General features: G+C 34.2%; 12 protein-coding genes. All 12 read left to right on the plus strand.

Going from position 1 to position 12466, the window contains the following annotated elements:
* The first annotated feature begins 140 nt into the window (after positions 1 to 140).
* On the plus strand, positions 141 to 2099 hold the full coding sequence (locus QM867_RS08295; RefSeq protein ID WP_414315548.1) for a peptide ABC transporter substrate-binding protein: 1959 nt from the start codon (positions 141 to 143) through the stop codon (positions 2097 to 2099).
* Positions 2100 to 2596: 497 nt separating this feature from the next.
* The gene (locus QM867_RS08300; protein WP_414315549.1) at positions 2597 to 4042 is read left to right on the plus strand and encodes an LCP family protein; all 1446 of its coding nucleotides are present in this window, start codon (positions 2597 to 2599) and stop codon (positions 4040 to 4042) included.
* A gap of 1 nt (position 4043) precedes the next feature.
* Positions 4044 to 4775, plus strand: a complete 732-nt coding sequence (gene cps4B / locus QM867_RS08305; protein ID WP_414315550.1) for a capsular polysaccharide biosynthesis protein Cps4B — start codon at positions 4044 to 4046, stop codon at positions 4773 to 4775.
* Positions 4776 to 4783: 8 nt separating this feature from the next.
* Complete coding sequence (locus tag QM867_RS08310) at positions 4784 to 5476, plus strand: CspC family polysaccharide chain length determinant protein (protein WP_414315551.1); 693 nt, start codon at positions 4784 to 4786, stop codon at positions 5474 to 5476.
* A 10-nt stretch (positions 5477 to 5486) separates the two neighbouring features.
* Positions 5487 to 6176: a tyrosine-protein kinase gene (locus tag QM867_RS08315; protein WP_414315552.1), complete on the plus strand. Its 690-nt coding sequence runs from the start codon at positions 5487 to 5489 to the stop codon at positions 6174 to 6176.
* 15 nt (positions 6177 to 6191) lie between these two features.
* Positions 6192 to 7562 carry a sugar transferase gene (locus QM867_RS08320; RefSeq protein ID WP_414315553.1) on the plus strand — a complete coding sequence of 457 codons (1371 nt, stop codon included), beginning with the start codon at positions 6192 to 6194 and terminating at the stop codon, positions 7560 to 7562.
* A 3-nt stretch (positions 7563 to 7565) separates the two neighbouring features.
* Complete coding sequence (gene pssD / locus QM867_RS08325; protein WP_414315554.1) at positions 7566 to 8015, plus strand: PssD/Cps14F family polysaccharide biosynthesis glycosyltransferase; 450 nt, start codon at positions 7566 to 7568, stop codon at positions 8013 to 8015.
* Positions 8015 to 8488, plus strand: a complete 474-nt coding sequence (locus tag QM867_RS08330) for a glycosyltransferase (protein ID WP_414315555.1) — start codon at positions 8015 to 8017, stop codon at positions 8486 to 8488. Before pssD ends, QM867_RS08330 begins: the two co-directional genes overlap by 1 nt.
* Positions 8488 to 9627, plus strand: a complete 1140-nt coding sequence (locus QM867_RS08335; RefSeq protein WP_315640752.1) for a CDP-glycerol glycerophosphotransferase family protein — start codon at positions 8488 to 8490, stop codon at positions 9625 to 9627. The genes QM867_RS08330 and QM867_RS08335 overlap by 1 nt, the downstream gene beginning before the upstream one ends.
* Positions 9628 to 9638: 11 nt before the next feature.
* Entirely contained in the window at positions 9639 to 10361 is a 723-nt protein-coding gene (locus QM867_RS08340) for an IspD/TarI family cytidylyltransferase (protein WP_049510368.1), read from the plus strand.
* A gap of 3 nt (positions 10362 to 10364) precedes the next feature.
* Positions 10365 to 11432 (plus strand): NAD-dependent epimerase/dehydratase family protein, encoded by a 1068-nt coding sequence (locus QM867_RS08345; RefSeq protein WP_053092315.1) that lies wholly within the window; start codon positions 10365 to 10367, stop codon positions 11430 to 11432.
* A 51-nt stretch (positions 11433 to 11483) separates the two neighbouring features.
* Positions 11484 to 12455: a glycosyltransferase family 2 protein gene (locus QM867_RS08350; protein WP_315640754.1), complete on the plus strand. Its 972-nt coding sequence runs from the start codon at positions 11484 to 11486 to the stop codon at positions 12453 to 12455.
* Positions 12456 to 12466: the final 11 nt, after the last annotated feature.

The raw sequence follows: 12466 nt of genomic DNA on the forward strand, positions 1-12466 counted from the left end.
GAAATCCTGTTTTTAAGCGGGATTTCTTTATTTTTTGATTTCCAATGAGATGTCAAATAAGTATATAACTTTACTTTTTGGACAAAATTTGTTAAAATATAGCCATGTTATAAAACCTAACATATAAGGAGAAATGAATCATGAGCATGAAAAAACGCTTATTAGGAGCAGGTTTGACACTTGCTGCTGCGGTCCTATTGGCAGCATGTGGCCAGTCAGCATCAGACGGTAAAACATACTCGTCGACCTTTGGTGCGGATCCGACAACCTTCAACTATCTCTTGGACTACGCTGGTGATAACACTGCCATTGTAACCAACTTGGTTGATGGTTTGCTTGAAAATGATAACTACGGAAACCTTATTCCTGCCCTTGCAGAAGATTGGAGTGTTTCTAAGGATGGTTTAACTTATACCTACAAACTTCGCCAAGATGCCAAGTGGTTTACAGCTGACGGTGAAGAATACGCTCCCCTTAAAGCACAAGACTTTGTAACTGGTATCAAGTACGCTGCTGATAACAAGGGTCAAGCCCTAGACTTGATTCAGAACTCTATCAAGGGATTGGACGATTATGTGACAGGTGCAAATACTGACTTTTCAAATGTTGGTGTCAAAGCCTTAGATGACTATACTGTGCAATATACCTTGACTCGTCCAGAGTCATTCTGGAACTCTAAGACAACTAACAGTATCTTGTTCCCTGTAAACGAAGAATTCCTTGCTTCTAAAGGTAAAGACTTCGGAACCCTGAAACCAGATAGCATTCTTTATAGCGGACCATATTTGTTAAAAGATTTTACATCTAAGTCTTCTATCGAATATGTGAAAAACCCACATTACTATGACCAAGAAAAAGTAACGATTGAAAAGGTAAAATTGGCCTACTTTGATGGTTCAGACCAAGACTTGACAATCCGTAACTTTGAAAGTGGTGCTTACTCATCTGCAGGTGTTTATCCAAATAGCTCAAACTTCGCTAAGACCAAGGAAAAGTACAAGGACAATATCGTTTATAGCTTGCAAGATGCAACATCTTGGTACTATAACTTTAACGTCAACCGTGGTGCTTATAACCATACTGCAAAAACAAGCAATGAGCAAAAACAAGCAACTCAAGCTGCAGTTTCGAATAAAAACTTCCGTCAGGCAATTAACTTCGCCATTGATCGTACAGCCTACTCAGCTCAATCAAACGGTGAAGAAGCAGCTAAAAACACTCTTCGTAACTCGCTTGTACCACCAACTTTCGTACAAGTTGGAGACAAGACTTTTGGTGAAACAGTTGCTTCAAAATTGGTCAACTATGGTACACAATGGTCAAATATGAATCTTGAAGATGCTCAAGATGGTTATTTCAATAAAGAAAAAGCACAAGCCCAGTTTGCAGAAGCTAAAAAAGAATTAGAAGCCCAAGGTGTGACCTTCCCAATTCATTTGGACTTGCCTGTAGATCAAGTAAACAAGACCTTGCTTTCAGGAACAAACTCTATCAAACAATCAATCGAATCAACACTTGGTTCTGAAAATGTAGTGGTTGATGTTATCCAATTGTCGACAGATGATTATACAAATGCAACAGCTCAAGCACCAACACCGGCAGATCATGACTATGATTTGAACTTGGATGGATGGTCAGCTGACTACCAAGATCCATCAACTTACCTCAATCCTTTCAACTCTGAAGATGGATTCTATCTCAAAATTTTGGGACTTGATCCAAGCAAGGACACTGGTAAGATTACTAGTCTAGGTTTGGACCAATTTACTCAAAGATTAAAGACAGCAGATGCAGAAAATACAGACGTAGCTAAACGCTATGAAAACTACGCCGATGCACAAGCTTGGTTGATTGATAGTTCCCTTCTAATCCCAGTTGTGTCAAACGGTGGTGGAGCTTCGGTGACACGCGTGATACCATTTACACGTGCTTACTCACTGGTTGGGATCAAAGGAACTGGAAGCAACTACAAGTACATGAGATTGCAGACAGATATCGTTACAAGCTCTCAATTTGCTGAAGCTAAGGCTAAATGGGAACAAGAACGTAAAAATTCTGTCGAAAAGAGTCAAAAAGACTTTGAAAGTCACGTGAAATAAGTTTAAGAAGATAGGTTGAGTAAAAACTCAATTTGAAAATGAAATTGAGTAAAGCTTTCAATTATAAAATGCATAGTATAAAGTTTTTGAACACTTAATACTATGTGTTTTTTTTTATTTTGAAGACTTTTACCCTGCCTCTTGCTTTTTATTAACGATAAATCTTTACTGCGATAGCGGGTTGTTTTTGTTTTCGAGACTCTAAAAGGATATTTTTGTAAAAACTTGAGTTTCTCTAGTTGCAACCTTCAACTTTCTTGGGAATTATTGAAAGTTTTAGGGTGTGAGAGTATGGTATTGAGAACTTGTCAATCGATTTCTATCTCCTGGTATTTTTGTTGGAAGTCTTCTTTCAAAAAAAGATATGAGGTATTTAATGATTGAAATATAATAATTTTGGTTTTAAGGTAAAATAAAACGGTTGCAATTCAGGTGTTGATAGCATCCGGTGTTACTTTGTGATATAATAGAAATAAAATAATTAATAGAGGTGTAAGGTGGGGAGACGTTTAAAAGAAAATAAAACGAGCAAGTTTCAGCAAAATTTCAATATTATTTTGTTGTTTCTATATATAGTGCTCACTTGTTTTTTGCTGTTTTTAATATTCAGATATCATATCTTAGCCGTTAGTTATTTCAATCTTATTCTAGCAGCTATTATGGTGTTCATTGCGCTAGTAGCTTTATTTTTAATATCAAATAGAAAAGCTAAGAAGTTTACTTTAATCATGCTCTTGCTATCTATTGTAGCCAGCTCACTAGCTTTGGTTGGAGTTCATCAGTTCGTTAGTTTGGCCAATCATTTAAATGCAACATCTAACTATTCTAGTTACTCTATCAGTGTTGCAGTTTTGGCGGATAGTGAGATTGGTAATGTATCCCAACTATCCAGTGTGACAGCTCCGACAAAAACAGATGCGGAGAATATCAAAAAACTGCTTGATGATATTAAGACAAGTCAGAATAAAGACCTAAAGGTTGAGGATAGTTCTTCTTACCTTGCGGCTTATAAGAGTCTCTTAGCTGGAGAGACCAAGGCAATTGTTTTGAATAGTGTCTTTGAAAATCTGATTGAACAAGAGTATCCGGATCACGCCAAAAAAATCAAGAAAATTTATACCAAAGAACTAACCAAAACTGTTGAGGCACCTAAGTCTTCTCAAAACAAGGCTTTTAATATCTATATTAGTGGGATTGACACATACGGACCGATTAGCTCTGTTTCTCGTTCGGATGTGAATATCATCATGACGGTTAATCAAGAAACCAAGAAAATTCTCTTGACAACGACCCCTCGTGATGCTTACGTGCCCATAGCTGATGGAGGCAATAACCAAAATGATAAATTGACCCATGCAGGTATTTATGGTGTGGATGCTTCGATTCATACTTTGGAAAATCTTTATGGAATTGACCTAAATTACTATGCACGACTCAACTTCACTTCCTTCTTAAAATTAATTGATCTCTTAGGTGGTGTCGATGTTTATAATGACCAAGAGTTCACCTCGCTTCATGGCAATTACCATTTTCCTGTTGGAAATGTTCATCTAGACTCTGAGCAGGCCCTAGGTTTTGTACGCGAGCGTTATTCATTAGCAAACGGTGATGGTGATCGTGGGCGTAATCAACAGAAAGTCATTTCTGCAATTGTCCAGAAACTAACTTCGGCAGAAGCATTGAAAAATTTTGATGATATTATGCAAAGCTTACAGGATTCTGTCCAAACTAATATGCCTCCTGAAACAATGGTTAGTTTAGTGAACGCCCAACTAGTAAGTGGAGGAAAATATACTGTCATCACTCGAGATCTAAAGGGAACTGGTCGTATGGATCTTCCTTCCTATGCCATGCCTGACAGCAGCCTTTATATGCTAGAGGTAGATCCAAATAGCTTAGAGACACTCAAAACAGAAATTAAAGATATCATGGAAGGAAAATAAGATGATTGATATCCATTCACACATAGTTTTTGATGTAGATGATGGTCCTAAGGATAAGGCAGAAAGTATAGCACTTCTGAAGGAGGCCTATGCTCAAGGAATCCGTACCATCGTTTCGACTTCCCATCGTCGAAAGGGAATGTTTGAAACACCAGAAGAGGACATATTAAGAAATTTTAAAGTTGTCAAGGAGTTAGCTAAAGAGGTTGCTCCTGATTTAACCATCTTGTATGGAGCAGAGATTTATTACAGCAGTGATGCTTTAAACAAATTAGAGAATCAGCAGATTCCACAACTAAATGGCACCCGTTATGCCTTGATAGAATTCAGTATGAATACCCCTTACCGAGACATTCATAATGCACTAACGAATGTTCTCATGTTGGGGATAACACCTGTAATAGCTCATATAGAGCGATACGCTGCTTTGGAAAATAATGAAAAAAGAGTGCGAGACCTCATCAACATGGGATGTTATACACAGATCAACAGTTCGAGTATCCTTAAACCAAAATTGTTTGGTGATACTTATAAATTTATGAAAAAACGAGCTCGCTATTTCTTAGATAGGGATTTGGTTCATATAGTTGCTAGTGATATGCATAATCTAGATGGTCGCCCTCCTTATATGAAGGAAGCCTACGAAATAGTGAGTAAAAAGTATGGCCAAGATAAGGCTCGGGAACTCTTTATATTAAATCCCGAAAAAGTCATTAAAGATCAAATTATTTAGGAGTTATAATGAAAGAAAAAGATACTATTGAAATCAATGTTATTCAGTTATTAAAGGCACTATGGAAAAAGAAACTGCTAATCCTTCTTGTAGCCATCGTAGCAGGAGCTGCTGCATTTGCATATAGTAGTTTTGTTGTTAAACCTGAGTATAGAAGTACAACTCGGATCTATGTAGTTAATCGAAATCAAAGTGATAAACCGGGATTGACAAATCAAGATCTACAAGCAGGAACTTATCTGGTTAAGGACTATCGTGAGATCATTCTTTCTCAAGATGTCCTAGAGAAAGTAGTTGCTGATCTTGACTTAAACATTAATGCGAAAGTATTAGCTAAGAAGATTCAAGTAACGGTTCCCGCAGACACACGTATCGTATCTATTTCAGTTAGTGATCACAAACCTGACGAAGCAAGTCGAATTGCAAATGCTCTTCGAGATGTTGCGGCACAAAAGATTATTGCGGTCACCCGTGTTTCTGACGTAACTACCTTGGAGGAAGCACGTCCAGCAACTGGACCGTCTTCACCAAATATTCGTCGCAATACCTTGATGGGAATCGGTGCTGGTGCAGGATTAGTGATTGTAGTGGTCTTGTTGTTTGAACTACTCGATGACCGTGTCAAACGTCCAGAAGATATCGAAGATGTTATGAAAATCTCACTCCTTGGAGTCATTCCAGATCTTGATAAATTAAAGTAAGGGAGAACTTATGGCGAAGTTAGAATTAACAAAACAAAAACTTGATTCTGTCAAAAAAGCAGAAGAATATTACAATGCTTTACGTACCAATATACAGTTGAGTGGAGATAACTTAAAGGTTATAACGATTTCCTCTGTTGAACCAAGCGAAGGAAAATCGACAACTTCTACAAATATTGCCTTGGCTTTTGCGCGTGCAGGCTACAAGACACTCCTGATTGATGCTGATATCCGAAATTCAGTTATGTCTGGAGTATTCAAGTCAAGAGAAAAAATTACTGGTTTGACAGATTATCTAGCTGGCACTCAGGACTTGTCAAATGGCCTTTGTGAGACCAACGTTGAAAATTTATTTATGGTCCAGTCAGGAGCAGTTTCTCCAAATCCAACGGCTCTTCTTCAAAGTACCAATTTTGAATTGATGATTGAAACACTACGGAAATATTTTGATTATATTATTGTTGATACAGCCCCAATCGGAGTTGTAATTGATGCAGCAATTATTGTGCAAAAATGCGATGCATCCATTTTGGTTACAGAAGCTGGCAGAACAAAAAGAAGAGACATTCAAAAAGCTAAAGTTCAGCTAGAACAAACAGGGGTTCCGTTTTTGGGTGTGATTTTAAATAAATTTGATGTTAAACGAGAAAAATATGGATCTTATGGAACTTACGGTTCTTATGGTAAAAGAAAAAAATAAGATAGGGAGTTCAGTATGGAAGGAAGAGGCCTCTACAATATAACTCTGGCCCTCTTGCAGAGTATACTTGTTAGTTTATTAGCTTATGTACTGATTGCAATTTCAGAAACTGACATTGTTTTAAATACAGTATTTGTTCTGTTTTTTCTTCACTTTGTTGCCTTCTACATCAGTGGATACGGTAAGGATTTTTTTAAACGTGGTCAGTATGTGGAGTTAGTAGAAACAATTAAATATATTATCTTTTATGCTCTGCTGATCAGTTTTTCAAGTTTTTTCTTGAAGGAAAAGTTTGTAATTTCAAGGCGAGGGATGGTATACTTGCTTTCCTTGTACAGTGTTTTGAATTATCTACTCAGTTTCTTTGTGAAGAGATATTGGAGAATCTTCAAACATAATTTGAAGGGAAGTCGTAATATTTTATTGATTACGGCGATGTCACGTACCGAAAAAGTATTGGATCGATTATTAACAGCTAATGATGTTCAAGGGAAATTGGTTGCAGTAAGCGTTTTAGACATGCCAGAGTTCACTCATGAAAAGGTGATTGTGGTACCAAAGGAGCAATTACTGAGTTATGCGACACATGAAGTGGTGGATGAAGTCTTTGTCAATCTTCCAAGTGAGGACTATGATATTGGAGCTGTTATTTCTCAGTTTGAAACAATGGGAATCGATGTAACAGTTAACTTAAATGCTTTCGATAAAAATTTAGGTCGAGATAAACAAATCCATGAGATGGCGGGCTTAAACGTAGTGACATTTTCTACAAATTTTTACAAGTCGAGCCATGTGATTGCTAAACGCATTCTCGACATTTGTGGGGCCATTGTTGGATTGATCCTTTGTGGAATTGCTAGTCTATTTTTAGTTCCCTTGATTCGTAAAGATGGGGGACCTGCAATCTTTTCTCAGACTCGTATCGGGAAAAACGGTCGTCACTTTACCTTCTATAAGTTCCGTTCAATGCGTATTGATGCAGAAACTATCAAGGAACAATTGATGGAGCAAAACACGATGCAAGGTGGGATGTTTAAGATGGATAACGATCCACGTATCACTAAGATTGGACACTTTATTCGAAAGACAAGCTTGGATGAATTGCCACAATTTTGGAATGTGTTGATTGGGGATATGAGTCTAGTCGGCACTCGCCCGCCAACGGTAGATGAGTACGAAAAGTACACACCTGAGCAAAAACGTCGTCTAAGCTTCAAACCTGGAATTACAGGCTTGTGGCAAATTAGTGGTCGCAGTGCAATCACAAACTTCGATGATGTTGTAAAGCTTGATGTGGCTTATATCGATGGTTGGACGATCTGGAAAGATTTCGAAATATTGTTAAAAACTGTAAAAGTTGTGTTGATGAGAGATGGAGCGAAGTAAGGAATGAAAGTATGTCTAGTTGGATCTAGTGGAGGTCATTTAGCTCATTTATATTTGTTAAAACCTTTCTGGAAGGATAGAGAAAGATTTTGGGTTACTTTTGATAAGGAGGACGCTAGGAGTGTACTCTCTGAGGAAGTTTTATACCCCTGTTATTATCCAACCAATCGTAATATCAAAAATTTAATAAAAAATACATTTCTTGCTTTTAAAATAATAAAAAAAGAGCGACCAGATGTAATTATTTCCTCTGGTGCTGCTGTCGCTGTTCCTTTCTTTTACATTGGAAAGTTGTTTGGTTCAAAGACAGTCTATATAGAAGTGTTTGATAGAATTGATGCTCCGACAATGACAGGGAAACTCGTTTATCCAGTAACTGACAGGTTCATTGTCCAATGGGAAGAAATGAAAAAAGTATACCCAAAAGCAATTAACCTAGGAGGAATATTCTAATGATTTTTGTGACTGTAGGTACACACGAACAACAATTTGATCGTTTGATCAAAGAAGTTGATCGTCTGAAAAAAGAAAATCTTATTCAAGATGAAGTATTTATTCAAACAGGATATTCCAATTATGTTCCGAAATATTGTGAGTGGGAAAAGATAATTTCTTATGAAAAAATGAATCAAATGATTGAGGAATCGGATATTATTATTACTCATGGTGGACCAGCAACGTTTATGGGGGTTATTGCTAAAGGTAAAGTTCCTATAGTTGTTCCAAGACAAAAAAAATTTGGAGAACATGTGAATGACCATCAGTTAGAATTCTGTAATAAAGTAAAGCAGTATTATCCAATTATTGTAATTAATGATATAAAAAAACTACTTACAAATTTAAGAAACGATAAATCAGAAGTAACAATAAATAGTAATAATAAGGAGTTTTGTAGGAAATTGGAAGAAATAATAGGTAGCTTGTGATGAATTTAAAGAAATCATTCCGTTTATTTGCTCAAAAAACAATATTTAAAGTATTTTCTGTTATTAATAAATATATAAAAAAAGAAAAACAAATACTTATATATTCCCCCAAAGAACTCTCTGATAATTCATTATCTCTATTTGAACACTTGATAGACAATGAATATTATACAAAGTATAAGATATACTGTTCTTGTACAGACTATCATAATTTAAATTTGAAATATAAGAATCTAAAAAATGTATATTTTATAAATGGAATTAATGGGATATTAAAATACTTTACAAGTAGCTTCGTATTTTACTCTTTTGGGAAAATTCCTATTATTCCTTTTAATCAACGTGTAGTCCAGATGTGGCATGGTATGTTTTTTAAAGATATTGATAAATACCAGAAAAAAATTGTAAAAAAAGAAAAATACTACACAGACGTAATTGTTACAAGCGAGATGTTTAAAGAACTAGCTACAAAAGTTCATTCTTGTGATATCGAAGTTGTTAAAATCTGTGGTCAAAGTAGAACAGATGTTTTTTTTAATGGAGAAAAAAAAGTTACTTCTAATTACATTGTCTGGTTGCCAACATTTAGGCAATCTGAGAAATTAGGATATAGTGATACAAATTCGGAAGAAATTTTGATAGGAGATTATTCGTTCGAAGAATTAAAAAAAGTGAATAATCTCCTAAAAGAAGACAATCTAAATATGATAGTGAAGCTTCACCCGCTTCAAACCCTTCCTGCTAAAATGCCTAGCTATAGTAATATTCAGATACTATCAGAAGAAAATAGTAGGAAAAAGAACATAAAATTATATGAATTATTAAGAGACAGTAAAGCATTAATAACAGATTATTCTTCAGTTTTTTACGATTATTATTTGTTAGATAAACCAATAGCTTTTTGTATAAGAGACTTTGATGATTACAATAAAAATAGAGGATTTATAGTAGAGAAACCTATGGACTACCTAAAGGGAAATAAAATAAAATCCTTAGATGATATGTGTAATTTCATAAATGAAATTACACATAATGTGGATAAATTTAAAGAAGAACGAAGGGAATTTAATGAAAAAGTAAATAAATATAGAGATGGAAATAATAGTAAAAGATTGTTAGAAAAAATTGGAATTAACTAAGGAGGGTTGTTATGAAAATCGCACTATTGACAGCGTCAGGAATAGGAAGCCGAATAAAACAAGATATACCGAAACAATTTATACATGTTGACAATAGGCCTCTCATTATTCATACGCTAGAAAAATTTCAAAATCATCCAAACATTGATGAAATATGTGTAGTAGTATTAAAAGGCTGGGAAGAAATGTTGAAAACATATGCTAGACAGTTTAATATTACGAAATTAAAGTATATAGTAAATGGTGGAGAAACTGGTCAGTTATCTATCTATAATGGTCTTAATGAAATAAAGAAAAATAATATAGATAGGCAAGTGACTGTTTTAATTCATGATGGTAATCGACCGATGGTAAGCAACGAAATTATTGATGATGCATTTTCAACTTATAGTAGGTATGGAAATGCAGTGGCTGCAATTCCTTGTGTTGAGGTTACTTTTGTATTAGACAACGAGACTGAAAATCATTCTATTAGCTCTTTAAAAAGAGAGTTATTGAGGAGAACGCAGACACCACATATTTATAATTTAGATGATATACTGGAACTTCATAACAGAGCTATAGAAAAAGGAATAACTGAGGTTGCAGCTTCCTGTGAATTAATGAAGATGTTCGGAAAAGAGACGTATTTTTCTATGGGGTCTGAAAAAAATTTAAAAATAACCACGTTAGATGATCTCGAAATTTTTAAAGCCCTTCTCAAATCTAAAAAAGAAAATTGGATTAAGGATTAAACTGTGAACTTATTTGACATAAGTCTATATAAGGATTATGTAGACAAATCTATAAAAAATATAGTTGGTGTTGAGACTTTAAAGGATAAATCAATTCTTATCACGGGATCAACAGGCCTTATTTGTTCGACTATTATTGATCAATTGATTATACTGAATAAGAATCACCAATTCGGAGTTAAAATTTATGCTTGTGCAAGGAATGAAGAAGGACTAAAAAAACGATTTGGAAATTATGTAGATAATGAAAATATTGTTTATGTTCCTTATGATGCTAATAAAGATATTGATTTTAATTTCTCTGTTGATTATATAATTCACGGAGCCAGTAATGCAAGTCCAGATTTATATATCAGTAATCCTGTAGATACAATGCTTAGTAATTTTTTAGGTATGAAAAATTTACTAGATTATGCCTTGAAAAAATCAGTAAAGTCTGTAGTTTATGTTTCATCTAGTGAAGTGTATGGAAAAAAAGAGAATCATACCCCATATCAAGAAGATGAGTATGGATATGTAAATATTTTAGATGTGAGAGCTTCCTATTCAAGTTCAAAACGAGCAACAGAGACATTATGTAAAAGTTATTCTGAACAATATGGCGTAGCTATAAAAATTGTTCGTCCAGGTCATATTTATGGTCCTAGCTTAAAAATAACAGATAAAAGGATTTCATCTGCTTTTATGTATGATGCAATCAGAGGACAAAACTTAGTAATGAAAAGCAAAGGAGAACAACTACGATCATATTGTCATAGTTTGGACTGTGCAAGTGCAATATTGACAGTTCTTTTGCAAGGCCAGTCTGGTGATGCATACAATATTTCAAATAAAAAATCCATTATTTCAATAAGAGAGATGGCATCAATAATAGCTGAAGTAGCTGGAGTAAAGTTGCTATTTGAATTACCAAATGAATTAGAAGAAAAACAAAAAAATCCTATGGATAATTCTAGCTTAGATAGTACAAAATTGGAAAAGTTAGGATGGGTAGGTATGTTTGAAGCTAAGGAAGGATTAGAGAGTACATATAAAATTTTAGATAGAAGTAAAATCAAAAGAACATCATAGAATATATACAATAACCTAATCATCTTAGTAGAAATATTAGCAGGAGGAGTAATGGAAAAAGTTTCAGTAATAGTTCCAGTATATAATGTTGAAAAATATTTAAAATATAGTATAGGGGGTATTCTAAAACAAAGCTATAAAAATTTAGAAATTATTCTAGTAAATGATGGCTCCGAAGATAATTCTCTTGCTATATGTGAAGAATATTCTAAGAAAGATAATAGAATTAAAATAATTTCAGTTGAGAATGGCGGACAAGGAAGAGCTAGGAATATTGGATTAAAACATTCAACTTCTGACTGGATTTTATTTTTAGATGCAGATGATTATTATGATAATAATGCAGTAGAATATCTTGTAGAATTAGCTGAACAATATGATTCAGATTTAGTAGTAACTCCATTAAGAGTTGTAAGAGATCACACTCAGGATAGCAATGTCTGTTCAATCAAGGATGAAAAAATAGTTTTCTTAAATAAAGAGAGATTGATAGAAGAAATGTATTACGGAAGACTCTTGGGGGCTACACCATGTGGAAAATTATATAGAAGGGAAATATTAGAAAAGTGGCCTTTCCCAGATCAACTTTTTGAAGATCTAGCTATAGCTTATAAGCATTTAATGGATGCTAAGAAGGTAGTTGTGTCGAATCAATATTATTATAATTATTATCAACGTATTGGAAGTACAACGAAGAGTAAATATACATCAAAATTAGAAGATTTTTACAGAGCTATAGAAAAAAATTATAGATATTTGGAAGAAGATTTTCCAGATAATAGAGAATTATCTATTGCTTTGAAAACAAGAATGTTTACTGGAGGTTTTCAAGTAGTAAACTCTATGATTGAATCTGCAATGTTTAAAGAAGTAAAAGCTAAATCTTTAGAATATAGAAAAGATTTACTCATGGTAATTTTTAATAGTAAAATTACAAAAAACCATAAAATAAAGCATATATTATTCAGTATCAGTCCTAAATTATATGCCTTTGTTCTAAAAAAATATCTAACCAACAAATAAATAATTAAAAA

It is taken from the genome of Streptococcus infantis (genome assembly GCF_047463635.1).
GTDB lineage: Bacteria > Bacillota > Bacilli > Lactobacillales > Streptococcaceae > Streptococcus > Streptococcus infantis_W.

Coding starts and splice junctions, on each gene's coding strand:
- QM867_RS08295 (WP_414315548.1), top strand. CDS start 141: ATGAGCATGAAAAAACGCTTATTAGGAGCAGGTTTGACACTTGCTGCT.
- cps4B (WP_414315550.1), top strand. CDS start 4,044: ATGATTGATATCCATTCACACATAGTTTTTGATGTAGATGATGGTCCT.
- QM867_RS08310 (WP_414315551.1), top strand. CDS start 4,784: ATGAAAGAAAAAGATACTATTGAAATCAATGTTATTCAGTTATTAAAG.
- QM867_RS08315 (WP_414315552.1), top strand. CDS start 5,487: ATGGCGAAGTTAGAATTAACAAAACAAAAACTTGATTCTGTCAAAAAA.
- QM867_RS08320 (WP_414315553.1), top strand. CDS start 6,192: ATGGAAGGAAGAGGCCTCTACAATATAACTCTGGCCCTCTTGCAGAGT.
- pssD (WP_414315554.1), top strand. CDS start 7,566: ATGAAAGTATGTCTAGTTGGATCTAGTGGAGGTCATTTAGCTCATTTA.
- QM867_RS08330 (WP_414315555.1), top strand. CDS start 8,015: ATGATTTTTGTGACTGTAGGTACACACGAACAACAATTTGATCGTTTG.
- QM867_RS08335 (WP_315640752.1), top strand. CDS start 8,488: ATGAATTTAAAGAAATCATTCCGTTTATTTGCTCAAAAAACAATATTT.
- QM867_RS08340 (WP_049510368.1), top strand. CDS start 9,639: ATGAAAATCGCACTATTGACAGCGTCAGGAATAGGAAGCCGAATAAAA.
- QM867_RS08350 (WP_315640754.1), top strand. CDS start 11,484: ATGGAAAAAGTTTCAGTAATAGTTCCAGTATATAATGTTGAAAAATAT.